This window comes from Azoarcus sp. L1K30, assembly GCF_018122735.1.
Taxonomy (GTDB): Bacteria; Pseudomonadota; Gammaproteobacteria; order Burkholderiales; family Rhodocyclaceae; genus Parazoarcus.
The window spans coordinates 3,779,416-3,805,379 of sequence record NZ_JAGRRD010000001.1 but is presented as its reverse complement, the minus strand read 5'-3'; the positions used below and the strand labels follow the sequence as shown (position 1 = coordinate 3,805,379).

General features: G+C 62.9%; 18 protein-coding genes. 4 read left to right on the top strand and 14 right to left on the bottom strand.

The genetic code is table 11. The features are described from left to right. The first annotated feature begins 333 nt into the window (after positions 1-333). Positions 334-1,155, top strand: a complete 822-nt coding sequence (gene pepA / locus J5J83_RS17435; protein ID WP_212351219.1) for a flocculation-associated PEP-CTERM protein PepA — start codon at positions 334-336, stop codon at positions 1,153-1,155. A gap of 196 nt (positions 1,156-1,351) precedes the next feature. Here the strand turns inward: pepA and icmF are convergent, their stop codons facing one another. Continuing rightward, the gene (gene icmF / locus J5J83_RS17430; protein ID WP_212351218.1) at positions 1,352-4,618 is read right to left on the bottom strand and encodes a fused isobutyryl-CoA mutase/GTPase IcmF; all 3,267 of its coding nucleotides are present in this window, start codon (positions 4,616-4,618) and stop codon (positions 1,352-1,354) included. Between the two features lie 137 nt (positions 4,619-4,755). Between icmF and J5J83_RS17425 the strand changes: the two genes are divergently transcribed. The 3 genes from J5J83_RS17425 (at position 4,756) to J5J83_RS17415 (ending at position 8,739) form a co-directional block, all read left to right on the top strand. Further along, positions 4,756-5,835 carry an AraC family transcriptional regulator gene (locus J5J83_RS17425; RefSeq protein ID WP_212351217.1) on the top strand — a complete coding sequence of 360 codons (1,080 nt, stop codon included), beginning with the start codon at positions 4,756-4,758 and terminating at the stop codon, positions 5,833-5,835. 125 nt (positions 5,836-5,960) lie between these two features. After that, positions 5,961-8,012, top strand: coding sequence for a PAS-domain containing protein (locus J5J83_RS17420; protein WP_212351216.1), 2,052 nt, complete (start codon positions 5,961-5,963; stop codon positions 8,010-8,012). Position 8,013: 1 nt separating this feature from the next. Beyond that, a complete protein-coding gene (locus J5J83_RS17415) occupies positions 8,014-8,739 on the top strand; it encodes a response regulator transcription factor (RefSeq protein ID WP_212351215.1) in 726 nt (241 codons plus the stop codon). A gap of 326 nt (positions 8,740-9,065) precedes the next feature. Here J5J83_RS17415 and J5J83_RS17410 read toward each other — a convergent pair whose 3' ends face one another. The 13 genes from J5J83_RS17410 to J5J83_RS17350 form a co-directional block, all read right to left on the bottom strand. Further along, positions 9,066-10,748, bottom strand: a complete 1,683-nt coding sequence (locus J5J83_RS17410; RefSeq protein WP_249116054.1) for an arylsulfatase — start codon at positions 10,746-10,748, stop codon at positions 9,066-9,068. 131 nt (positions 10,749-10,879) lie between these two features. Then, positions 10,880-12,019: an MFS transporter gene (locus J5J83_RS17405; RefSeq protein ID WP_212351213.1), complete on the bottom strand. Its 1,140-nt coding sequence runs from the start codon at positions 12,017-12,019 to the stop codon at positions 10,880-10,882. A gap of 29 nt (positions 12,020-12,048) precedes the next feature. Then, positions 12,049-13,053 carry a formylglycine-generating enzyme family protein gene (locus tag J5J83_RS17400; RefSeq protein WP_212351212.1) on the bottom strand — a complete coding sequence of 335 codons (1,005 nt, stop codon included), beginning with the start codon at positions 13,051-13,053 and terminating at the stop codon, positions 12,049-12,051. Between the two features lie 16 nt (positions 13,054-13,069). Then, positions 13,070-14,416 (bottom strand): DUF1329 domain-containing protein, encoded by a 1,347-nt coding sequence (locus J5J83_RS17395; protein WP_212351211.1) that lies wholly within the window; start codon positions 14,414-14,416, stop codon positions 13,070-13,072. Between the two features lie 25 nt (positions 14,417-14,441). Further along, positions 14,442-16,085 carry a DUF1302 family protein gene (locus J5J83_RS17390; protein WP_212351210.1) on the bottom strand — a complete coding sequence of 548 codons (1,644 nt, stop codon included), beginning with the start codon at positions 16,083-16,085 and terminating at the stop codon, positions 14,442-14,444. A 65-nt stretch (positions 16,086-16,150) separates the two neighbouring features. Further along, positions 16,151-17,056, bottom strand: coding sequence for an alpha/beta hydrolase (locus tag J5J83_RS17385; protein ID WP_212351209.1), 906 nt, complete (start codon positions 17,054-17,056; stop codon positions 16,151-16,153). After that, positions 17,053-18,285 (bottom strand): amidohydrolase family protein, encoded by a 1,233-nt coding sequence (locus J5J83_RS17380; RefSeq protein ID WP_212351208.1) that lies wholly within the window; start codon positions 18,283-18,285, stop codon positions 17,053-17,055. Before J5J83_RS17380 ends, J5J83_RS17385 begins: the two co-directional genes overlap by 4 nt. An 18-nt stretch (positions 18,286-18,303) precedes the next feature. After that, a complete protein-coding gene (locus tag J5J83_RS17375; protein WP_212351207.1) occupies positions 18,304-19,356 on the bottom strand; it encodes a universal stress protein in 1,053 nt (350 codons plus the stop codon). Positions 19,357-19,365: 9 nt separating this feature from the next. Next, complete coding sequence (locus J5J83_RS17370; RefSeq protein WP_212351206.1) at positions 19,366-21,798, bottom strand: MMPL family transporter; 2,433 nt, start codon at positions 21,796-21,798, stop codon at positions 19,366-19,368. Then, a complete protein-coding gene (locus J5J83_RS17365; RefSeq protein WP_212351205.1) occupies positions 21,798-22,871 on the bottom strand; it encodes a YCF48-related protein in 1,074 nt (357 codons plus the stop codon). The genes J5J83_RS17370 and J5J83_RS17365 overlap by 1 nt, the downstream gene beginning before the upstream one ends. A gap of 38 nt (positions 22,872-22,909) precedes the next feature. Then, on the bottom strand, positions 22,910-23,536 hold the full coding sequence (locus J5J83_RS17360) for a glutathione S-transferase family protein (RefSeq protein ID WP_212351204.1): 627 nt from the start codon (positions 23,534-23,536) through the stop codon (positions 22,910-22,912). A gap of 11 nt (positions 23,537-23,547) precedes the next feature. Then, complete coding sequence (locus tag J5J83_RS17355) at positions 23,548-25,089, bottom strand: bifunctional 3-(3-hydroxy-phenyl)propionate/3-hydroxycinnamic acid hydroxylase (protein WP_212351203.1); 1,542 nt, start codon at positions 25,087-25,089, stop codon at positions 23,548-23,550. A gap of 1 nt (position 25,090) precedes the next feature. Next, entirely contained in the window at positions 25,091-25,957 is an 867-nt protein-coding gene (locus J5J83_RS17350) for a fumarylacetoacetate hydrolase family protein (protein ID WP_212351202.1), read from the bottom strand. Positions 25,958-25,964 lie beyond the last annotated feature (7 nt).

Sequence of the window (25,964 nt, the reverse complement as noted above, 5' to 3'; positions counted from 1 at the left end):
CTGGCGCCTTGGTCTTTTGTCAGGGCTTAGTGTCGCAGGGCATGTTTGCGCAACTGTTTGCGCAATGTACTGAATTGTTGCAGCGGCAAGCATTTGCCCGGCTCCTGCCTGCCCGTCCCCAAGCCTCGCGGCGCGCCAATCGCCAATCACGATCGAACACAGAGACAGGATCGGGCGCGGACGCCCCTCTCCGGGCACACGGCCGCCTTGCAAAATTCTCATTTGGCATTACAATCTGAAACATGCCTTTGGCATTTATGACAAGGCAGTACATGCCCGGCGGTCGCGCGCCCTGCCACTTCCCCTCAATCGAATTTCATGCAGGATTCACGAATGATTTCCCTCTCCAACCCCTCGAGCCTATATCGGCGCGCGGTCGCACTTGCGTTGGGCATGCTCGCCCAGGCGGCACTGGCCGCGCCTGTCTTTCAGATCAATACGGACGGCAGCGGCCTTGCAGGCGCGACGTCGATCGCCAGCCTCAACGTCACCGGCGTCGGTTTCGTACAGACCTCACCCGACGCCAACGCGCCATATCTATTCCGCTTCAGCGAAAGCGGCGCCTATCGCGCGCTCAACGAGGCCGGCACAGGGGCCTTCGGAAGCCGTGACCTGACCATCACCTATACAACATCGGGCACGGGCAGTTTTCTCGACCCAGGCGCACTGACATTCGATGCGGGCATCATCAACGTCTATTCCGACGCCGCTTTCGATTTCGGCACCGCAACGGCGAACTACGGGGCGAACAACGGCACACTGATCGCCACTTTCGACATCTTTGGCGGCGGACCGGGTGCTGGTGGTTTGGTCAAAGTCATCGCCCGTGCACGTGCGGGCAGCATGCTCGACGGCTACTTCTTCGACGCCGACGGTCGCGACATGAGCACGGCAGCCAACACGGAAATGACCCTCTCCGTCTTCAACCAGATGGTGAATCCCGATCAGATGATGATTTCCGAGGTCATCTGCGGACTTGCGGACTACAAGGGCCCCGGCTGCGACGGAACCCCGTTCTTCAACTCTCAACTCGCCTTTGCGGTGCAGGACGGCGGCAGCGCGTCACTTTCGACCGTACCTGAACCGCCCCCGCTGACCCTGCTCGGCCTCAGCCTCGCAACGCTGGCTTTGATGCGCCCGCGCCGCCGCACCTGACGGACAGGCGCTCGCGGCGCATTCCTTCCCACAGGCTGGCAACCTCGCTCTTGGCTGACGAATCTGGCAGTGCGGGGCTGCCAGCAAAGCAGAAGGGGCAAGCTGCACGCTTGCCCCTTCTGCTCAATCATCAAGACCACGTCAAGCTTGGAAACACCCATCCATCGGCCGCCAACCGGCGGTCCGTGGCGAGAGCTTACATGCTGCGGCGGTACTGGCCGCCGACCTTGTACAAGGCTTCGGTGATCTGCCCCAGCGAGCAGTAACGCACGGCATCGACCAGCACGGCAAACACGTTGCCGTTCTCGATCACGGTCTGCTGCAGCTTGGCCTGCCACTTCGGCGCCTCGGCCTTGTTACGGGCGTGGAAATCGTGCAGGCGCTTGAGCTGGCTCTGCTTTTCCTCTTCGGTCGAACGCGCCAGCTCAATCTCCTGCTGCGCCTGCCCCTTTGGATTGAGGAAAGTGTTCACGCCGATGATCGGGTAGGAGCCGTCGTGCTTCTTGTGCTCGTAGTACAGCGATTCCTCCTGGATCTTGCCGCGCTGGTAGCCGGTCTCCATCGCGCCGAGCACGCCACCACGCGACGCGATCGCCTCGAACTCCTTCAACACCGCCTCTTCGACGAGGTCGGTGAGTTCATCGATGATGAAGGCGCCCTGGTTCGGGTTCTCGTTCTTCGCCAGGCCCCATTCGCGGTTGATGATCAGCTGGATCGCCATCGCGCGCCGCACGGACTCCTCGGTCGGGGTGGTGATCGCCTCGTCGTAGGCGTTGGTATGCAGCGAGTTGCAGTTGTCGTAGATCGCGATCAGCGCCTGCAGCGTGGTGCGGATATCGTTGAAGTCCATCTCCTGCGCATGCAGCGAGCGGCCCGAGGTCTGCACGTGGTATTTCAGCTTCTGGCTGCGCTCGTTGGCGCCGTACTTGTTCTTCATCGCCACCGCCCAGATGCGGCGGGCGACGCGGCCGATCACCGAGTACTCCGGGTCCATGCCGTTGCTGAAGAAGAAGGACAGGTTGGGCGCGAAGTCGTCGATCTGCATGCCGCGCGCCAGATAGCTCTCGACATAGGTGAAGCCGTTCGACAGCGTGAATGCAAGCTGGCTGATCGGGTTCGCGCCGGCCTCGGCGATGTGATAGCCGGAGATCGACACCGAGTAGAAGTTCTGCACCTGGTGATGAACGAAGTACTCCTGGATGTCGCCCATCATCTTGAGCGCGAACTCGGTGGAGAAAATGCAGGTGTTCTGACCCTGGTCTTCCTTCAGGATGTCGGCCTGTACCGTACCGCGCACCGACGACAGCGTCCACGCGCGGATCTTGGCGACTTCGTCCTCGGTCGGCTCGCGGCCATTGTCGGCCTTGAACTTTGCAATCTGCTGATCGAGCGCGGTGTTGAAGAAGAAGGCCAGGATGATCGGTGCCGGACCATTGATCGTCATCGACACCGAGGTGGTCGGGGCGCACAGGTCGAAGCCGTCGTACAACACCTTCATGTCGTCGAGGGTGGCGATGGACACGCCGGAGTTGCCGATCTTGCCGTAGATGTCGGGACGCAGGTCGGGGTCGCAGCCGTACAGGGTGACCGAGTCGAAGGCGGTCGACAGTCGGTGCGCCGGCATCCCTTCGGAGACGCGCTTGAAGCGGCGATTGGTGCGGAAGGCGTCGCCTTCGCCCGCGAACATCCGGGTCGGATCCTCGCCCTCGCGCTTGAACGCAAACACACCGGCGGTAAAGGGGAAGGAGCCGGGAACGTTTTCCTTCATCAGGAACTTCAGCGTTTCGCCTTCGTCGTCGAAGTCCGGCAGCGCGACCTTGCGGATCTTGCTGCCCGACAGCGATTGCGAGGTGAGCTGGGTGCGGATCTCCTTGTCGCGGATCTTCACCACGTACTCGTCGGCGGCATACAGCGCCTTGGTCGTCGGCCATTGCTCGAGCAGCTTCTTCGCCGCTGGCGTGAGTTCGCCGTCCTTCCAGTTGATCAGCTCGTCAAAATGCTCGCCCGGCTTGCCGCATTCGGCAAACAAGGCCTTGGCGATCTTCAGCGACTGACGCTCACGGGCGACACGCGCCTGCTGTTCGATGTGCTTGTGGTAGCCGCGCACGGTGTCGGCAATCTCGGCCAGGTAGCGAATGCGTTCGGCCGGCACGATGGCACGCCCCTGACTGGACGCCCGTGTGGTGACCACCGGCAACTTGCCGGGCTTGGCCTTGAGGCCGACCTTGAGCAGCGACGGCAGCATCGCCTGATACAGCGCGGTGACGCCATCGTCGTTGAAGCGCGCTGCCATGGTACCGAAAACCGGCATCTCTTCGGTCGGGGTGGCGAACAGCTCGCGGTTGCGCTGGTACTGCTTGCGCACGTCGCGCAGCGCATCCTCAGAGCCCTTGCGGTCGAACTTGTTGATGGCAACGAAATCGGCGAAGTCGAGCATGTCGATCTTTTCGAGCTGACTGGCGGCGCCGAACTCGGGCGTCATCACGTACAGCGATTTGTCGACGAAGGGCACGATCGCGGCATTGCCCTGACCGATCCCAGAGGTCTCAACGATAACGAGGTCGAACCCCGAGAGCTTGCATGCGGCGATCACCTCAGGCAGCGCGGCGGATACTTCGGATCCGGTGTCGCGGGTGGCGAGCGAGCGCATGAAGATGTTCTCGTGCTCGATTGCATTCATGCGGATGCGATCACCCAGCAACGCGCCACCAGTGCGCTTGCGCGACGGATCGATGGAGACGATGGCAAGCTTGAGCCTGTCGTCCTGGTCGAGACGGAAGCGGCGCACCAGTTCGTCCGTCAGCGAGGACTTGCCCGCGCCGCCGGTGCCGGTGATGCCCAGCGTCGGCACCGTGGTCCTGGCCGCAGCGTCGATGAGTGCCTTGCGGACGTCATCGCCGTATCCACCGTTCTCGAGCGCGGTGATGATCTTTGCCAGCGCACGGCGGTCGCCCTTGGCCAGCGCCTTGAGCACCTCGTCGGCCTTCTTCGGCGCGGCACCGGTCAGGTCGAAGTCCGAACGCTCGACCACGCTGTTGATCATCCCCTGCAGACCGAGCTTGGCGCCGTCTTCGGGCGAGAACACATGGGTCACGCCGTAGTCGTGCAACTCCCTGATCTCGGACGGCACGATCACACCACCTCCGCCGCCGAAAACCTTGATGTTCTCTCCGCCATGGGCCTTGAGCAGATCGATCATGTACTTGAAGAATTCGACATGGCCACCCTGGTAGCTGGTGATGGCAATGCCCTGCACATCCTCCTGCAGCGCAGCATTGACGATCTCGCCAACCGAACGGTTGTGGCCGAGGTGGATCACTTCGGCGCCGGTCGACTGCAGGATGCGCCGCATGATGTTGATCGATGCATCATGGCCGTCAAACAGTGCGGCAGCGGTCACAAAACGTACCTTGTTCTTTGGCTTGTACGACTGCAACTTGTGCGCCACGCTCATATCGGTCATGTCTGTCTCCCCCGGGGTTGTCGAGTCTGTTCCTGGCATAGTAGAAGGCCGGCGGGCACATTGCCATTGCCGCAGGCGACGTCAATCGTGCAAAATCCGCCAACCATCACCCTGTGGGTAACCGCGGCAAACCGGCCATGACCGACGCTTCGCCATTGCGCACCAAACAACCCCATCGCCAGCGGCGAGCCAGGGCATCCGTGGCCATGGGCTTCGTCACCGGCATGCTCGCAGGGCTGCACCGGCGCGGGTGCGAAGCACGCCCTCTTCTCGACGCGGTAGGGATCGACCTTGCAGATGCCGCCAGCCGGATACCGGTCGAGCGCTACGCCATGCTGTACAACCTGGTCGTTGCCGAACTCGAAGACGAGGGCTTCGGCCTGTTTCCCCACAGAATGGCGCCCGGCACCTTCGAGTTTCTATGTCGCGGCATGCTCGGCGCGGCGACGCTGGGTGTCGCGCTCAACCGCGCCGGCCGCTTCATGCGCATCGTGCTGCCGACGCTTCGAATCGACATTCAGCGCGAAGGGCAGCGCGCGCGACTCGACATTGTCGAACTGACACCCATCGCCGCCGAGCGCAATGACCCGGCCAGGGTGTTCGCGCTTGAATGGCTGTTGCGCCTGCTGCATGGCGTGGCGTGCTGGTTTGTCGGACGCGGCCTGGCACTCGACGCGGTGAGTTTCCCCTATGCCAGGCCGCAACACGCCGACGACTACGCCCTCGTCTACACCGAACACTCGAGTTTCGATGCCGACGTGCTGAGCGCGCGCTTTCAGGCCAATCTGCTCGACCTGCCCATTCGCCGGGACGAGGCGGCGCTGGCGAGTTTCCTTCAAGGCGCACCGGGCAAGATCAGCATGCTCTACCGGCGCGACCGCGAGATGGTATTCCGGGTACGCGATCTGGTACGCGACGCGTTGCCCGACAACTTGTCGCTCGAGACCGTCGCCTCGCACCTGCACCTCTCACCCCGCACCCTTGCGCGGCGCCTCGAGGAAGAGGGATCGAGCTTTCGCGGGATCAAGGACGCGACCCGACGCGATATCGCATTCGCCCGGCTGACCAAGACGCGGCAGCCGATTGCACAGCTTGCGGCCGATCTTGGCTATTCGGACCCGTCGGCGTTCTACCGCGCCTTCGTATCATGGTCGGGCGTGTCTCCGGAGCGCTATCGAAACCGGCTTGCGCGCGACGGCGTCCCCATTTCCAATTAACGTTTACGTCAACTTGAGGCACACTAGGCGGCGAAATTGGCGCTCATCCGGCTTCAAGCCTGAGCGCAGGCGTGGCACCATCCACGTATAACAAGAGACAGTATGCACGGGGAGACAGCCATCGCATGGTGCAAGCCGGCAACAACTCACTGACGCCCGAGCAACGCAGGCGTTACGACCTGCTGCTCGCCGGGCTCGACCTGCTCGATCAGGCTATCGCCGTGTTCGACGCCACCCCAAAGCTGGTGACCTGGAACAAGGCCATGCTGCGCCTGCTCGACTTTCCCGAATCGATGGTGCGGGTAGGCACGCCCTTCGAGGACTTCGTGCGCTTCAATGCCGAACGAGGGGAATACGGACCAGGAGACATCGACACCCTGGTGCTCGAACGCGTGGCCTCGGCACGCGCCTTCCAGCCGCACTATATCGAGCGCGCGCGCCCCAACGGCAAGGTACTGGCCATCCGCGGGGTGCCGATCCCCAACCTGGGCTTCGTGTCGCTGTGGACCGACATCACCGAGCAGCGTCGCTATGAGGAGGTCATCCAGCAACAGAACGCCCAGCTCGAAGCACGGGTGCGAGAACGCACCATGGAGCTGGAGCAGGCCAATGCCCGGCTCAAGGACGCCAATCGGGAGGTCGACCAGATCGCCGGCGCACTGCGCCTGAGCGAGGAGCGACTGCGCCTGATCCTCGACTCCATCCCGGCCCTGATCGCCCATGTCGACGCCGGTCAGCGCTATCGATTTGCCAATCGCAGCTACGCCGAGTGGTTTGGCTTCACCAAGGAGAGCATTGTCGGCCGCAGCATCGAAGAGGTCTTCGGCACGGACGCCTACACGGCGATTCGTCCGCATCTGGATGAAGCCGCCAATGGGGAGCGGGTGAGCTACGAATACGCGCGCAAGAATGCGGAGGGACGCACCGTTCATGCGCGCAGTGTCGTCGTCCCGGATGTATCGGTAGAGGGGGGATTCCAGGGCTACTACGTGTTGTCGATCGACATCACCGAACAGAAGGCAAATCAGGCTGCGCTGATCCAGGCGCAGAAGATGGAGGCGGTGGGCCAACTGACCGGGGGGCTTGCCCATGACTTCAACAACCTGCTCACCATCATCATCGGCAACCTGTCGGCACTGCAGACGCAACTCGGCCCGGCACAGTCGGTCGCCCATGTCGACCCGGCAATGCAGGCTGCCCGGCGTGGCGCCGAGCTGATCCGGCGACTGCTGACCTATTCGCGCAAGCAGCCCCTCGAGCCGACGAGCGTCGAAGTCGGCGCACTGGTGCACAACATGACGCACCTGCTGGTGCGCTCGCTCACCGAGGCGATCAAGGTCAGGTTGCGTCTCCCGGGCGAGCCGCTGTATGCCCTCGCCGACCCCCATCAGCTCGAGAACGCGCTGCTCAATCTTGCCCTGAACGCACGCGATGCCATGCCTGACGGTGGAGAACTGACGATCGCGGTGTCGGAGCGCGAACTCGATACCTACGTGTCGCGACTGGTCGAGGTGCCACCAGGGCAATACGTGCAGATCGACGTGACCGACAGCGGCAGCGGCATCGCGCCAGAACTGCTGCAACGCGTCTTCGAGCCCTTCTTCACCACCAAGCCTTTCGGCAGCGGCAGCGGACTCGGGCTGTCGATGGTCTATGGATTTGTCCGCCAGTCCGGCGGCAACATTCGCGTCGTCAGCACACCGGGCAAGGGCACGAATGTGCGCTTCGTGCTGCCGCGCGTGCAAGCGCCGGACACCGGCCCTGGCGCACCGGAGCGTCCTGCACCGTCGCCACGTTCGATCCAGGGGCCGGTACTGCTGGTCGAGGACGAACCGGAAGTGCGCAAGGTCATCCGCCTGCAATTGACGGCGCTCGGACATGCAGTGATAGAGGCCGAAAGCGGGGTGGAGGCAATGCCCTTGCTCGAGAACGTCTCCGACATTTCGCTGCTGGTCAGTGACACCATCATGCCCGGAGGGATCGGTGGCCGTGAGCTCGCTGCGCACGCCCGCAAACTGCGGCCACAGCTGCCGATTCTGCTCATTACCGGCTACGCCAGCACCGCTGCGGAAGACGAAGGTCTGACGGCCGACATTCCCGTATTACGCAAACCCTTCGACCAGGCGGCGCTGGCCGCCGCCCTGGACGAGCTCGATCCGCCCGAGGAGACCCGCTGAAATGTCCAGCCCACGCCCCGAGACTGGCACCCCGCGCATTTTCGTGCTGGAGGACGAAGCACAGATTGCGCGACTGATCTGCGCCAGTCTGACCGAGTACGGCTTTCGCTGCGAGCACCTCTCCACCGGCGGGCAACTGCTGGTGCGCGCACGCCAGTCCGCCCCCGACCTGTGCATCGTGGATCTGGGCCTGCCCGACATGGACGGCATGCAGGTCGTCCGCGAACTGCAGGAAATCAGCCCATGTGCGGTCTTGATCCTGACCGGGCGCAACGATGTCACCGACCGCGTACTCGGCCTCGAACTGGGCGCCGATGACTATATCGTCAAGCCGTTTGAGCCCCGTGAGCTCGTTGCCCGTGTGCGCTCCATCCTGCGGCGCTATCAGCGCGCCGCGCCGGCCGACCCGGTAGAGCGCACGCTGGCGCGTTTCGGCCACTGGCAGTTCGACAGTGGCCGACACACGCTCACCGCAGCCGACGGACGCGAGGTCAGTCTGTCTGCGGCCGAGGCAGGCCTGCTGACCATGCTGCTGCAGCGCCCGAACAAGATCCTGTCGCGAGAGCAACTCCTGGGCGAACGCGACGTCGACCCTTTCGATCGCAGCATCGATGTCCGTATCTCGCGCCTGCGGCGCAAACTCGACGACGACCCGCACAATCCGAAATTGATCAAGACCGTGTACGGCGCGGGCTACCTGTTCTCGACACAGGTCAGCTGGGAATGAGCGAGCATGAACAGCAGAGGCCGACCCGTAATTTTCCCTCATAGCAATGCCTCATGCTCTGTGTAGCGGATGAGGTTGCCGCCCGCGTAGGCCCAGCCCCATCGGGTCGCGGCTGTCGAAGCGGCAATGGACGAATTTGGCGAGGCGCAGGTAGGTGATGCCCGCCTGACCAAACGGCTGATTAACCGTCACCACCTGGACGTGTCCAAGCCCTTGTTACGGTCAAGGGGCCAGGTATTGAACGCTCGGGCCCACATACGCAGAACTGCGGTGGCGCGGGGGTTCCTGTTCCGTAGAATCCACCGCGCCACCCAATACCGTGCTGCTTATTTCATCTGCGACTCTGGAATCGGCCGCTTGCCCCATCGCAGGTCTGGCATGTCGGCATTGGGTTCAAAAACGACGCCATTGCGATCTGCGTAGCGCTGCCACTGGGCGGTCAACCGCGCCACCACATCAGGTTGCTCAGCGGCCACGTTACGGGTTTCTCCCCGGTCGCTCGCAATGTCGAACAGCTGCCACTGGTTGTCGCCAAACGGCTGCATCACCGACACCAGTTTCCAGCGTCCATCAATCAGCCAGCGGCCGCCAAAAAGCTCCCCGGCAATCTCCCGTCCGGCGGCGCTGTTGGCCTGCGGGGCGGTCAACACGGACAGCAGGCTCTCGCCAGTCATGGGCACCACCTGGCGGCCGCGGTAATCGCCCTGCGGCACGCGGATGCCCGCCAGCGCCAGCACGGTGGGGGCAATATCGGTCACGTGAGTGGGAACGTCCAGCCGACGCGCAGGCACTGCGGCACCGGGCAGGCGGACGAACGCGGGCGAAGCGATGCCGCCTTCGCCAGTCCATCCCTTGAAGTACCGGAAGGGGGTGGCACTCACCTCGGCCCAGCGCGCCCCATAGCCGACGTTCGACAGCGGGCGGCCAATGTTCTCGGTGCGGTTGTCGGTGTTGGCGTTGTTGGGAAAGAAGCTGTCGCTCGGCTCGGCTCCGTTGTCCGACATGAACACGATCAGGGTGTTGTCGAATTGACCGCTGGCCTTGAGGTACTGGACCAGGCGGCCGATGTTACGGTCGAGGTTGTGCACCATCGCGGCATACACCTCCATCTTGCGGGCTTCGCGCGCTTTTTCTTCAGCGCTGAGCATCTGCCATGAGGGATAATCCGCCGAGGCCGGCAGCAGCTCTGCCGCCTTGAAGTCGCGCGGGATCAGGCCCAAGGCTTTCTGCCGTTCCAGCCTGGCCTGACGGATTACCTCGTAACCGGCGTCGTAGCGTCCCTTGAAGCGTGCGATGTCCTCGTCGGGTGCATGCAGGGGCCAGTGCGGTGCGGTGTATGCGGCGTAGGCGAAGAAGGGCTTGCTACTGCCTTCGTTGCCTTTCAAATAGTCGAGCAACCGGTCCGTCAATGATGTGCTCGAATAGAAGTCCTGCGGCAGCGTCACGGTCTGATCATCCTGCACCCAGGGTGACCGGTCGGCAAAGATCGGCTTGCCGGGCACACTTCCAAAATGGGAACCACCCCCTGCCAAGGCGGCGAACGACTGCTCGAAACCACGGGCGATTGGCCAGGTCGCCTTGTCACGGCCCAAGTGCCATTTACCCACCATGGCTGTGGAGTAGCCGGCGTCGCGCAGCAACTCAGGCAGCCAGCTCACCTGTTCATTCAGGTAGCCCTCGTAACCGGGGCGTCCGCGCAGACCGGGCGATCTCCGCAGGTTTTCAGCCATGGTGCCCAGGCCGGCGAGGTGGTTGTCCGTGCCCGACATCAGCGATGCACGGGTGGGCGAGCAGGTCGGGTTCACGTAGTGATGGGTAAGCAACTGCCCCTCGCGAGCCAACTGGTCCAGATTCGGGGTGGGAATCTCACTGCCAAAAGCGCCCAGGTCGGAGTAGCCGAGATCGTCGGCCACGATGAGCAACACGTTGGGCTGGCGCTTGACGGCAGCGCCGTCCGCTTTGGCTGAATGGGGCGAGCCGGCAGGAACGGCACAAGCGGCAAGCGACATCGCCACGATGCTGATACCAGTCGTGATGGCATACGCGCGAAGGCGGGGGTACACGAGTTTCATGGGAAATCCTTCGTCTGAAAATCCAAGAGTCGATATGCGTCCATGCATTGGGGCAAGCACTGAACACCTCATGCCGGCACGGGCTGAGCCCGAACCTGCCGAAACAGTCCCACGGCGATCAAGCCAAGCAGCGCCGCGGCGATTCCCAGGCTGGTGTAGCCAAAGAACTTGACCAGCGTGCCGCCCAGCAGCGGCCCGATGGCAGACCCCACCATGAGCATGGCCGGGGTCGCCGCCGTCGCCCGCCCGGTCGGGTCAAGACGGGCCAGCGTGCCAAACGCGAAGGTGTGGGTAAAAATCATCACCGCCGTGAACAGGATGGCCCCGGCGGCAAACGGCACGAACTGCACGCTCAGCGTGATCAGGAGCGCAATGCAAGCCTGAACGATGGGCCCCAGCACCAGCACCCATCCGGCTGCCAGTCGCTTTTCCAGTGCGGCGGCCAGCGCGGGCGGCACCAGGTTGAACAGCCCCAGCGCAATGAAGACGCCGGTGATGGCCTCCACGCTGAAGCCTCGGTCCGACCCCATCCGCTCCACGAAGCTGAATGTCATGGCCTGCACCAGCGACATGAGCGTGACCCCCACCACACAGAACTTCACCGACCACGACAAGGGCGTCTGTTGTGCACGTTCGCCATCCACCGACGCATTGGCTTCGGGCCGGGGGAACGCCATCAGGGAAGACAATGCGGCCACGGCCATCACCCCCCCGAAAGTCACGAACAGGGCCTCACCACCCAACTGGTCGACCAGCTTGGGCGTTGTGCCCAAAAAGACGACAGCGAACACCCCCAGCGCGATGCCCACCATGGCAAACAGGAAGTGAGGCCGGGCCGATCGGCCGATGGTGCCGTGGGTAAAGCTCAGACCGCACCCTGCGGCAAGCCCCGCGCCCAGGTGGAGCACGGCCATGGTGGCATAGTCGGACACCGTGGAGAGCGTGAGGAACAGGAGGCTCGCCAACGCGAATGCGCCGCTGACCATGAGCCTGACCGGATAGCGGTTGAAGCGCGCGGAAAAGAAAAGGCTCGCCGCAACGGCACCCGCGAGAAAGAGTGTCGCGAGTCCGCCCGCATGCTGGGGATCGAACCGGTAATGCCCCATCAACGCGCCCACCCAGACGGGCAGTGCAACGAGATCCACCATGCCCGCGCAGTGCGCGACCATCAGCGCCAGACGACCTGGCCATTTCTCGGAACTTGACATTTGGATACCTGCGAATAAAGGGATGGAGGTCAGGGCCGGAACACCGTCCTGAAGCCGACGTGCGAAGTCGCCATGTCTGCCTCATGCGGATGGCGGGCGGCTGCCCGGTATCGTTGGCAATAGTTGGTCGCGCACAGGAACGAGCCCCCTTTGATCACCAAAGGCTGCCCCTTGCGCACCGCTGCTCCCGCCTCGGCCAAAGAAGGGTGGATATCGCCGTTGCCGTGTGCCTGGTGGGCTCCGGTGTAGCGGTCACGCGTGAGCTCCCAGACATTGCCGATCATGTCGACCAGCCCGAATCCGTTAGCGTCAAAGCACCCCACGGGGGCGAGTGCGGCATAGCCGTCCTCCTTGACGTTGATGTCGGGGAAGACGCCTTGCCAATAGTTCGCCACCGGGCGGCCCTTGCCGTCACGCGGTTCGCGGTCGATCCGTTCTGGCGCCCCGCCACCCGCAGCGGCATACTCCCACTCGGCTTCTGTCGGCAGGTCGCGCCCCAGCCAGCGCGCGTAGGCCATGGCGTCCTGGTAGGTGACCATGACCACGGGCTCGTTGGGTTGTGCCCGCAGCACGCTCTGGGGGCCTTCGGGCTGTCGCCAGTTGGCCCCCTTGACCCAGTGCCACCATTCACCATCACGCCGGGGGACCTGACCGGGTTGCAACGGTCGGAACACGGCGGCAGCGCCCTCACGTTCCGCTTCGGTGACATAGCCGGTCGCTTCGACGAAGCGGGCGAACTGGGCGTTGGTCACCTCGGACCGGTCCATCCAGAATGCCGACACGCGCATGGGCTGGCCTGTGGGCTGTTCGTCGGGGTACCCGTTGAACGAACCCAGCAGCACCTGACCCGCCGGTATCTGCACCATGCCGGCCAGGCTGCCGGGCGCAAAGCCCTCGGGCAGACCGACGCCTTGCACACAGGCCGGACCGGCCGTGACGCGGGCAGGATTGGCCGCCAGCACGCTGGCCGCCAAGACACTGCAGGCCACCGATGCCACCACCCCGGTCCAGAACACGCGACCGCGGAGGGCCACGCCCGGCCCGCTCATGTCAGCGCCCCCCCTGCGAGGTCAGACCGTTCGATGTGAAGATCACCGTGGGCCAACGTTCAGTGGCACGCTGATGGCTGGGTTTGTCGTTCATGACGTTGGCGACATAGCCCGTGCCGGACAGCAGGTCGTAGTAGCCGAAGGTTTGCTGCACCGCGCCGCCGATGTCGGGCATCACGTAGTTGAAACCCCACAGCGTCTTCCACAACTGCCCGTTGGCATCCCAGCGGTCACCCAACATGGCCTGCCAGGTGTCTTCATCGAGGTAGTACACACTCTTCGGGGCCTGGTGGCGCTCACCCGGAGCCAACTCGGCCTCTACCACCCACACGCGATGCAGTTCCCAACGGACGTGGTCCGGATTCAGGTGGTTGCCGGTGATGATGTCGGACTCCTTGGCCTGCAGGAAGCGGTTCTGGTTGTAGGGAATGAGCATTTCCTTCTTGCCCACCAGCTTCCAGTTGAACAGGGAGGTTTTGCCCGAGAAGACGCTGAGTTCGTCGAAGGTCATCAGACCAGCCGTGTTGGCCGTCGGCGTATCGCAGCAGGCATTGGGCAGCTTGCGCACCCGGCGCTGACCGGCCAGATACACGTAGGACGCACTCTTGTCTTCGTCGAGGTTCTGACGCCCCACGACGCTTTCGCCGGCCCGCAAAGGCGGCCCTTTGCTCTGCAGATTGACCTCCCAGAAGTACCCGTCGAAGTTGTCCCCGCTTTCGTCCTGAAAGTAGTAAGGCATGCGTTGGCGCAACTTTACATCGTTGGTGAGCACGACCTTGCCTTCACCCGTGATCTGGTACTGATCGACATCCACCTCCCATGAGCTACCACGCCAGTTCAGCTTGTGGTTCCACATGGCTTCGATGCCATTCTTGGGAATCGGGAATGGAATGCCCCCGTAGACGCCCTCTGGCGAGTGACCGTTGAGCTTGCCATTGACCGCATTCTTCGCAGTGTTGGCGTAGACCCAGTCGGGCGCCCAGGCGGTGCGCCGGGTCGGGTAGACGTCAATGCGATAGGTTGTGGGGTACTTCTTGAACAGGGCCTTCACCCCGTCGCTCAACTTGTCCGCATGCTGGTCGAGGTTCTGGGCAGTGACCGAATACAGTGGCTTGTCGTCCTTGAATGGATCGCCGCGTCGACCACCGGGCTTGTCGCCCGGGATCGCCGTTTTGTAGCCGCCCGTCCAGGCGGGGATGGTGCCTGCCTTGTTGCCCGCCTTTTCAGCCCCCAAGGGGGTCAGCGTCGATTGCAGCTTGGCCGCCTCTTCGGCCGTTACCGCCGCGAAAGCCGGCAGCACCATGCCGGACAGGATGGCCGCCAAGAGTACTTTGCGTGAATTGAACATGTGGGTCTCCGCGATGAACTTGGGGTCAGAACGTAGTGCGAATCGAGAAGGAAACGAAGTTTCGATCCTTGAAGGCTTGTGCATAAGAGAAGGTTGGCGCCCCCACACCGTTGATTGGCGTGGTGTTCAGGTCAGCCTTACCGTAGAACCGAGTGTAGTCCAGGGTGAACAGCCACTTGTTCAAGTAGGTGCCTGCCAGACCGACCCGCATGTCGCCGCCCTTGTCAGGGCCAAAAGCCGGCCCGAGCGCCGCCGAACGACCCATCGTGTAGCCAATGCCCATCGGGACGGAGATGTCTAGCCCATCCAGCACCTGCCGGTAGGTGGGGGTGTACTGCAGCCGAATCGCAGTTGCGTCACGCGTCGAACGTCGAGCCAACAATGACCCGCCGTAATCCACGCTCAACAGCCGGTTCCATGCCACCTCACCAACAAATGACGCCTCCTGTGAGATCCAGGTGGGGCCCAGGTTGGCAATCCAGTTCAATTGCAAATGCCCCGTCTTACCCACTGCATAAGCCGGGTTCGACGAACCGATCGGGCCCGGAGTGGCGAAAGTGTTGGGATCGCTAGGCAGTGGCGCATTGCGGCGAATCGAAGCCTCGGCACCCCAGCTCACGTTGCCGATCGTCTTCGCCGCGCTCACCGCATATGCCTGGACTCCTTCGTGGGCGTACCACTGCAACCGTCCTCCAACAAAAGGAGGGACGCCGATGTACGCAAAGTTGACCGGACCGTTGGAGTGGTAACGAATGGCGTGGAAGCCGAAGTCGGTGTCGAGATCGTCGGACCGCCAACGCAGACTCAAGCCACCCTGCCCACTGCTCTTGGGCTCTTGCATCTCATTGATCGTGAAAGTGCTCGGGCCACGGTACGACAACTCTCCTTCAGGAGCCAGGTTTTCGCCCGCAGAAAAGTAGGAACCGGCCCACGGCACCTTGGATCTTTCCCATTCATAGGGCACGTAGGCTGCCAGAGACAGCGTATCGGTCAGCTGCGCGTCCAGGGAAAGCTTGCCTACCGGGCGAAGGATTTCCTTGGTGGTCGAGCCGGGCACGGAACGGGCCTTGATCACGTCGGTAGGATTCATCCCCGCCGCGATCGAGTTGGCCGCAAAGAACAGGCTTTCGCCCCACACCAGGGCGTGGCGGCCCAAACGCGCGGTGAGTGGCTTGCCGTCAATGTCAAACTGACCGTAGACGAATGCGTCCAGCAACTCGGCATCCTGTCCAAGGTCCTCCTTCACCGCGTTGGAGAAGCTGTTGCGGGGCGCCGAAAGCGGACGGTTGGAAGTCGGCCCCGGATGGTCGTTGCGCCCCAAGTACACGCTGTCTCTCCAGGCCGCAGCGCTGACACGCAGACCGAAGTTCTTGTACTTGGCGTCGAACTCCGAGAACAGGTCAAGTCGGTTCTGGATCAGGCCCTTGTCGAAGTTCCGATTGCCGTCGTCCTGGTTACGGTTGGTAAGCAACACTGGCAGCTGTTCGTCCAGTCGGTACGCCGCACTGTACTTGACCGTGTTGTTCCAGCTCATCTCCAGATCCGGGTTGTCCGTCTCGATCTGAAAAGCCTGGGCGTGACCTGCAAACAGGCACACCGCAATGGCAGTGGGGCGCAATACAGATGGCGCACGATTCGATGCCTTCTGGTTTCTGGGCATTTTTTTCATCATTGTCTCCTAGTTATGGGCTGCTGAAAAATTGCCATTGAGAATGGCAAGCGGAAAAACTCCGCTCAATCTGACGGTTGAACTGCGGTGTGCTTGCTCAAAAAGTCGATCAGTGGCCGACTCAACGAGGTGTCCGAGGTCCCAATGCTGTAGCCAGCAGAAAAGTGGTTGTGGTAAGGGACGGCCAACAGGTCTGGTGAGAACCCATGTTCGGCCACCAGGCGTGCGAACAGCTCACCGGCCGCCACCCGCATGTGCGGCAGGTCCTGCTCGGTAACCCCGAGCAGCAGTGGAAACGGTGGGGCCGAAACGTGGTTCACTACGCTGGCTTGCGCCAGGACCGCCGGGTCCGTTCCAAAGTAGGCGTCGTTGCGAGGGTCGGGCGTGGCAATGCCGAACTGCGGCCTCGCCATGCTCTCCAGGCGCGGGTTGTAGGGCCCGGACAGCAGCACCGCCGCACGGATGGACCAGTCGGCCGGCTGGAATTCGCGACGCAGCACCGCCGAGGCCACATGTGCGGCGCCCGCGGATTCCCCAGCCAGCACCAGTCGGTCCGCATCACCGGCATAAGCGCTCACAGCCTCCTGAACCCAACGCCAGACCGCGACCACGTCTTCTGGCCCGCTGGGCCAGCGGAAGGTGGGCGCCAATCGGTAGTTGGGCAACACGGTCACGAAACCCTGCTGCGCCAGGAACCAGCCAATGTTCGCGCGGTGTTCCTTGTTGCCACGGATGAAGCCACCACCATGGAAGAAGACCACCACAGGCCACCCCCCGGCGGGTGCCGTACCTTCGGGAACGTAGACGTCCAGGCGGTACCGTTCATGCGCCCCATAAGCCACATCGGCATGACGCGTCACACCCTCGTGCGACTGCTGCTGCAGCACCGGCTCGTACAGCGCTGCGAGGGCGGGCAGATCGTTGCCGATCTCGCGCAAGCGCGCCCACAGCGCCTCGTTCGCCGTGTTCACGACGCGGCTCCCGGCGTCTTGTGAAAGGCCCCATCCTTCATGATGGCCTTGAGGTTGCGTTTGTCCTGCAGGACGCGGACATCCTCGGTGGGATCCCCAGCCACGAGCAGCAAGTCGGCCAGGAAGCCGCTGCGCAACTGGCCAAGCTCATGACCCATGCCCATCAACTCGCCGCCCAGCGCCGTAGCTGCGTGCAACGCTTCGGCCGGGCTGTAGCCGAGATGACGCACCCAAAGCTCCAGATCCCACGCATTGCGCCCGTTGGGATTGAACGGAAAGCCATAGTCGCCGCCCGGCAACAACTTGACCCCGCGAGCACGCAGTTTGGGCACCAGTGCCTTCTGGCGTTCGAGCACGATGGCCGCGTCCGCCTTCATGTTGCTCATGTCGAAATGCGGAGGCGGGCTGGCGTCGAGCGTGGCCTGAACGATCCCGATCGTTGGCGCCACAAAGATCTCGTCCTTGTGCGACGCGAGCATCTCGATGGCCTCGTCGTCTGCATAGGTACAGTGGTAAAGAACGCGGAAGCCTGCTTTCACGCCCAGCTTCACCGCCTGTGCAGCGTGTGCGTGGCCGGTCAGCCACACCCCCGACAGCCGCGCCTGTTCGCCTGCGGCCATGAGTTCATCCTCGGAGTAGAGCAGTTCAAGCGATGCACCGGGCTTGAGCGCGCTTTCGCCCGAAATCAGGAACTTGACCGCCTTGGCACCGATCTCGGCGCACTCCTTGACGAACTCCCGCATGCCCTCGGCACCACGGGCATGTTCGGCCACATGGCCGGGATCCAGCGCCGTTTCGTTGGGCGGCTCGCGCTCAACCGAAGATGGGATCAACCGAGGCCCCGGGAGACCGCCCGAGACGAGGTGTTCGTTCAGCGAAATTTCGAGCTTCTTGCTCAGGGAGCCGGCAGAGTAGGCGCTGGTGAACCCGTGGTCCAGCAGGATGCGGGCGTTTCGCGCCGCAGTCAGGGCCAGCTCTTCCGGGGGCAGGTACATGCCCGGGACAAACTTTTCCACCGATGTCGGCCACGTCAGGTGGGCGTGCGCCTCCACCAGACCGGGCATCAGAACGCCTGCGCCACCATCGATCACGACAGCTGCGTCCCTGGACACCTGAGCAGGGCTGCGAACAACCTCGGTGATGCGGTTGCCCTCTACACGGAGTTCGCCGGGGAAAGGTGGGGAGCCCGATCCGTCGAAGATACTCACATTGGTAAATACGTGGTTCATGGAAGTCTCCTGAAAAAATCAATGGCCTTCAAACTGCACACCGGCCCCGTCGCCAACGGGCAAACCGACCGACAGGTTCAGCAAACGGGTGAACATGGCATCGAACGATCGGTCTTCATGGAATCGGGGATCGCCATTGCCCTCGAATGCAGCAACGATCTCCGCCCAATCCTGCTCAGTCAGGTACTGGCTGGCGGCCGGCAGCACCAGCCGCTCTTCCAGCGACATGTGCGCCCACTGGGCCTGAGCGAATTCATCAAACAGATGAGCGAAGGCCTCACGGGCTGAGTCCTTGCCCTGCGTCCAGTCGAGCAGGCTCATCCGCAGCTGGGCAATGTCCTCGGGACCTCGGGCATGTTGACCTTCCAACGCTCGAAGGACCTCGTCCACGGCGGAGGTGCGCCGTTGCAGTGCGCGGAAGAGGTAGGCATCCTCCTTCGGATGGTGACTGCGCTCGGGAAAGGCCTCGATGTAGTCCAGCATTGCCCCCAGCAGCGCTGTCAGCGGCCGGTCCATCGGCGGATGCTCGAGCGCGGACTGCACGGCATAAATGACCGCAGCCAGCGAGCGGTGCTCGTCCCGGATCACCGCCACGGCCCGGGCTTCGTCGTTCAGCGGGCGATTTCGCAGAACGGTGGTGATCAACACCGGCAGCACACTGCCGTGCACGACACGTTCAGTCACCGACTGACCCAGGAGACGCCCAATGGTCCCTTGTCCGCGCGACGCGATCACGATCAGGTCACAATCATTTTCTTGAGCACAAGCAAGGATGGCCTCGTGCGGACGGTCGTGCGTCACGATGACGGCTTCGGAAGCGACACCTGCTGCGCGGGCAGCCGCCTGGGCCTTGGCCACGATGGCGCGCGCACCGCCGGCGGATATTTCTGCAAACGCATCGGGCGTCATGGCGTGGAGCAGTGCACCGTCCCCACTGGCAGCGAAATCGGGTTTGGCATGAATGAAGGTGATGCGAGCCTGACAGGCGTTGGCCAGGTCGACCGCTTGCTCAACCGTTGACGACGACAGCGGAGAACCGTCGACGGGTACTGCAAAGTGCTTGTAGAGCATGGTTGAACCTCAGACCGAAAGAGAGGGTGACGCCGCCATAGAGCGGGGATTCACAGCGACCATCGCCGGGTTACGTGGCTTCAGGAGGAAATGCGCCAGCGCGGGCAGCAGGATCAGCGCGCCCAGCATGTTCCAGATGAACATGAAGGCCAGCAGCACGCCCATGTCGGCCTGGAACTTGATCGGACTCGCGACCCAGGTGATCACGCCAATGGCCAGCGTGATGCCAGTCAGCATCACCACCTTGCCGGTGAACAGCAAGGCACGGTAGTAAGACTGCGACAGGCTCACACCGGCGCGCATCTGCGCCAGGGTGACACTCAGGATGTACAGGGCGTAGTCCACGCCGATGCCCACGCCCAGTGCAATCACCGGCAGCGTGGCCACCTTCACGCCCATGCCAAGGGCCACCATCAATGCCTCTGCCAGCAAGGAAGTGAGCATCAGCGGCAACACGGCCACCACCACCGCCCGCCAGGAGCGGAAGGTGATGAAGCACAGCAGCGTGACCGCGCTATAGACCAGCACCAGCATCTGGCGCCAGGCGTCCTTGACCACGATGTTGGTGGCCGCCTCGATGCCAGCGGAGCCAGCCGCCAGGAGGAATTTGACGTCGGCCGTGTCGTTATCGCGAGCGAACGCCTCGACATGGTGGACCACGCGACTCAGTGTGTCGGCCTTGTGGTCGGCCAAGTACACGAACATCGTCAACAACGAGCAGTTGGCGTTGTACAGACCGCGCGGCGCCCCCCCGGTGATGGAGTTGAGCATCTCCTGGTTGGGAAGAAGCTCGTACCACTTCGGGTTGGCCTCGTTCAGCCCCGACAGCATGCGCCGGTTGAGCAGGGAAAGCGTGTTGGTCGTCTCCACGCCTTCGATCTGGCGCAGCTCCCACTCCAGAACATCTACCTTGTTCAAGGTTTCGTAGTCAGCACATTGGCTCTCGGGTGTCTTGACCATGATGGCCATGACGTCGCTGGAAGCGCCGTAGGATGCGTTCATGTAGCCCACGTCCCGGTTGTAGCGGCTGTCAGGGCGCAGCTCCGGTGCGCCGGCATCCAGGTCACCGATCTTGAGCTGCAGGCTCGCAGCGAATCCCAGCACCCCAATGATCAGCGCAGAGATCACCGCGCCGCGTGCCCAGGCTTTTCCGGTAAAACGATCCAGCCAGGCCCACAGCGCCTGCTTCTCGCCCCCGGCAGCGTCTGCGCGCTCAGAGCGCAGGCTGCGCTCGGCGGCGGCAGCACTGACCCCGGTGTAGCTCAGCAGGATGGGCAGCAGAATCAGATTGGTGAAGATCAGCACGCCAACGCCGATGGAGGCGGCGATCGCCAGTTCGCGGATGACCTGAATGTCGATGACCAGCAGAACCGCAAAACCGACCGCATCGGCCAGCAAGGCGGTCAGCCCCGCCAGGAACAGACGACGGAAGGTGAAGCGTGCCGCCACCAGCTTGTCCAGGCCGCGCCCGACGTCCTGCATGATGCCGTTCATCTTCTGGGCACCATGGCTCATGCCAATCGCAAACACCAGAAATGGTACCAGGATCGAATAAGGGTCAAGCGCAAAGCCCAGTGTGGGCAACAGACCCAGCTGCCATACGACGGCCACGAGCGATGCCGTAACCACCAGCGCCGTTGACCGAACACAGCGGGTGTAGCCAAACACGATGGCTGTTGCAATCGCGACCGCCAGCGCGAAGAAGCCCAGGACCGCGCGCACACCGTCGATCAGGTCACCCATGATCTTGGCGAATCCGGTGACGTGAATGGTCACGCCCTTAGCTTCGTAGCGGACCCGGATATCTTCGATTGCCGCCGAGAATGCGGCGTAGTCAATGGCAGCACCATCGGCTGTCTTGTCCAGCAAGGGAACATAGATCACCGAAGACGTGCCGTCACGAGCGACCAGCTGGCCAACGATCCCCGAACGGGCCACGTTCGTCGCCACCTGTCGCAAACTTTCCGCACTGCCGTCGTACTTGTTGGGGATGACCGGACCACCCTCCATGCCTTCCTCGGTCACCCCCACCCAGCGAGTGCCCGGTGTCCAGAGCGAACGCATGAACGAACGGTCCACGCCCGGAAGCAAGAACACTTCGTCGTTGATTTCCTTGAGCGTCTCGAGGTACTGCTTGTCATAAATGCTGGAATTGCCGTTGCTCACCGCAATGCGCACGGCGTTGCCCAATCCGGTCAACTCACTCTTGTTCTCCAGGAAGTTCTGGATGTAGGCGTGCTGGGACGGAATGGTCTTTTCGAAACTGGCATTCAGGGACAGTTTGGTCGCCTGCCATCCCAGCACCACGGTGATCAGTGAGCACAGCGCGACGATCAGCAAACGGTTGTTGAACAGCAGGCGCTCGACCCAGGAGCCCGTACGCGGGTCGAACACCTCGGCGCCTTGGGGCGCCACCGGGTGAATTGTGCTTCCAGTGTGCATCACGGCTTACCTCCAGCAACGTTCAGGGGCAAGACGCGCGCACCTGTCATGGAAAGGGTCAGCGCGAGCTCATCCTGGAGCACGAGCAAGCCCGTCACGGGGGGCAGATTCTTGCCCACGGGCAGCAGCTGATCGCCATCGAGACGGAATAACCCCCCCGCCTGGTTGGCCAACCAGGTACGACCGCGTTGATCGACGTGTGACGCCTGAAAGCTGGATGCCGCACCGCCTTTCACCGCCAGTGCCTCCCAGGTGGTTCCGGCATCTCGGCTGATGAAGGCGTTGCCTCGCATGCCTGCCACGATCATCTCACCCGGTCCTGGCAACTCTGCGGTGAAGTAGCTGCCTTCATAGGGCAACTCGACCGACCGGAATGAGGCACCCGCATCCGATGAGTGCATTACCAGACCTTGCTCGCCCGCCATCAATACCTCCTGGCCGCGAACGCAGACCTTGTAGACGTGCAGGGCGCGAGGATTGGGCAACTGATGCGACAGGCTGGTCCAGGTTTGCCCGCCGTCGGCTGTGCGAAGGACAAGGTTGTAGGCTCCCACCACCAGTCCATTTCTGGCATCGCTGAAGTGGAGGTCGAAGAAAGGCTTGTCGGCGCCGTCCGCAACCAAGCGCTCGGCTTCGGCGATGGCCTCGTCCTTTCCTGAGGCTTGGGCGGCATCGAGCGCCAGCTTGGCGGCTCGATGACCATCGAGTTGCACCGCCCAGGTGGCACCGCCATCGCGGGAGAGCAACACTGTGCCGCCGTGACCGACGGCCCAGCCCGTTTGCGCGTCCACAAACTGCACAGCGGTGAGGCCGACGCTGGTGGGCACCTTCCCCTGCGTCCAGCGCTTACCCTGGTCGTCGGAATAGACGATCACACCGCGTTCGCCCACCGCTACCAGTCTGTTGCCAGCGCGCGTGACGCCCATCAATGCCGACTTCTCGGGCACCTTAACCATCAGTGCAGGGCGAATCAGGGCCGGCACTACCGGCGCCGCGGTGGCAACCTGCATCCAGGACAGCAGCACCAGAGCCCAAGGCGAATAACGCCTGCAGGATCTTGCTATCGTATTCATTATTGGTGTCTCCATTTCTTGTATTTGCCTTGAAGCTCTCAGGCTTCTCGCTGTATCGCTCGCGTCCAGGCGGGCCACTCCGCGCAGCGTTCGCGCCAGGCCTGTATGACGGGATCAAGCACCACATTGGCGTTTGACGCCAGGGCGCGCTCGATCACCCAGTACAGGTAGGCATCTGCGAGGCACCATTGCTGCCCCATCAACCAGTCGCCCTTGCTCAAGGGCAGGCACGCCACCTGCAACTGGTCCGTCAGCTCCGCCGCGGCGGCCTGCCGAATCGGACCATGCTGCGCGGCATCCGGATGAATCCGATGCGACATGCGGATGCGGTAGAGCGCAGGATGCAAAGTCGAAGCACACCAGGCCATCCAGGCCAGAGATGTGGCCCGATCCATCGCGGAGCCATCGCTCAGCAGCCCGGCATCGGGGAATCTGGCGTGCAGGTATTGCGCAATGGCGGGCAGTTCGGTGAGCACACCGTCTGCCGTCACCAACACCGGCACCTTGCCCTTCGGGTTCTGGCTGCGAAATGGCTCACGCAGTTGCTCACCCTCTGCCAGTCGCACGAGGCGCGCGTCGTAGACAGCGTTCGCCGCCTCAAGCGCCGTCATCGCGACGCGCGAACAGGCACCGGGCGAAAAGTAGAGGGTGTAGGTCGTGCCCATGTTCATCCGCCTCAGATCGACAGCGCCTTGGCCAGGGCTTTCAGCAGCTCGAGTGTGCCTTCAGCTCCGCTCGCGGTGCCGTAGACATAGTTGTCCGGCCGAACCACCGCGGCGGTGACACCGTGACGAGCGAACCAGGCCTGGACGACACCGTCGGCCTCCTGCAAATGAGCGGGGCCAAAGGCCGCGACGCAGAGCTTCAGCTTCTCGGTCAGCGAGACAGGCGGCACCACTTCCGTCGCCCCGATCATGACCAGTCGCCAACCGTTGCCCAGCAGTTCGTCCATGCGCATGCGCTGGTCATTCACCAGCAGCCATGGCTGCGGGAACAGCGCGCCACAACCTGGTGACATCCTGACCAACCCGGCGCTCAAGGCCGGCATTACGTCCTGGCGCGGCGTATCCTTCACAACACCACCGCATTCAGCGAGCAGGCGGGCATCGCGGTCGCGGGCCTTGTTCTCATCGCGTTCGCAAATGACTGCACCCACAGCCTTGATCCGCGTGGTCAGTTCGCGCACATGCGCACCACGCTCATCGCCGTAACTGTTCAGCAGCGTATCGACCGCCGCGGTCGGCAACTGGTCACCCAGCACTGCCACAAGCTTCCAGCAAAGGTTGGCCACGTCCCGGATGCCCTGACACATGCCTTGCCCCAGGAACGGTGGCTGCATGTGCGCGGCGTCACCCGCGAGGAAAACCCTCCCCACACGCCATTTCTCGGCGACCAGGGCATGAAACCGGTAGCTCGACTGCCTCCAGATCTCACCGTCCTCGGGAGTCAACCAGCGCGAGAGCAACGCCCAAGTGCGTGCCTGCGTCGCGGCCTCTTTGGGGTCTTCACCTGGCTTGAGCGATATCTCCCAGCGTCGATGATTCCCGGGACCGATCACGTAGGTGCAAGGGCGCTCGGGTTCGCAGAACTGGACGCTGGTCTTGGGAAGTTTCTCAAGCCCTTTGGCGTTCACCAGGACGTCCACCACCAGCCAAGGCTCGTCGAAGTCCAGGTCTTGCAGCCCGACGCCCAGCTGACCACGAACGCCACTGGCGCCACCGTCGCATGCCAGTGCCCAGCGAGCGCGAACCTGGCCCGTTTGTCCATCCGCCTGCTTGATGTGCAGACTCACACCGTTGTCGTCCTGCTCAACGGACTGCACCTCGGTTGACAAGGCCACATGCACATTGGGCAGCTGCGAGACGCGGGCGCGCAAGGCCCGCTCCACCGGCGGCTGAGTGAAGACCAACGATGGGGTGTAGCCCTGCGGATACGGCGGCTCCACCATGGTCATGCGCCGAATCAGCTGCCCATCCACGCCGTAATACTCCGACGGAGTGAAGGGCTCAAGATACCGTTCGATGGCCTGCACCACCCCCATCTGCTGGAACACCCGCATGATTTCGTGGTCCAGCGCAATGGCTCGGGGAATCTCATAGACCTCGGATAAGCGATCGGCCACCCAGACATCCAGCCCCGCCTGCCCCAACAATGTGGCCGCCACCGCCCCCGACGGGCCGAAACCAACAATGGCAACGTCGTAGATGCGATCGGACATGTCAAGCCACCTCGGCGTGGATGGGGTTGACCAACAGACCAATGCGCTCGATTTCGATCTCGATCACATCACCGGCTTTCATCCAGACCGGCGGTGTGCGCGACTGGCCCACACCTGCAGGGGTGCCCATCGCGATGACATCCCCCGGCTCCAGGGTCATGCAATCGGACAGCAGTGCAATGGTTTCCGCCACGGACCAGATCATGTCGCTGGTGTCGGCGTCCTGCATGACAGCGCCGTTAAGACGGGCCTGGATGCGAAGGGACTTGGCCCCCTCCGGCAATTCGTCGGCGGTGACCAGAACGGGCCCCAGCGCGCCTGTCGCATCGAAGTTCTTGCCGATCGTCCATTGCGGCGTGCGCTTCTGATAGTCGCGCACCGACATGTCGTTGAAACAGGTGTAGCCAAAGACATACTGCAGCGCATCTGCCTGCGACACATGGCGCGGCACCGTGCGACCGATCACCACAGCAAGCTCGGCCTCGTAGTCGAATCGATCCGACACCTTGGGCACGATGCCCGGCTGGCCATGGCCCATCAGCGAACTCTTGCCGCGGAAAAAGAGCCAGGGGTAATCAGGCTTCTCACGCCCGCTTTCCTTCGCGTGATCGAAATAGTTCAGCCCCAGACAAACGATCTTGCCCGGCTCCGGGATGAGCGTTGCCAGTTCAAGCGACTCCAGCGGCAAGCGTTCTGCATCTGATTGCCGGGCCTTGGCTGCGAGCGCCACCAGATCGACACCTGCTTCAAGCGCCGAGCGAATGCTGCCGGGCAGCGAAGCGTCGAACGCATTGAGGTCCACCACGTGGCCGTCTTCGACCAATCCGATGTGCTGGGCGCCGCTGGAAATGAATGTCATGAGTTTCATAAGTAAT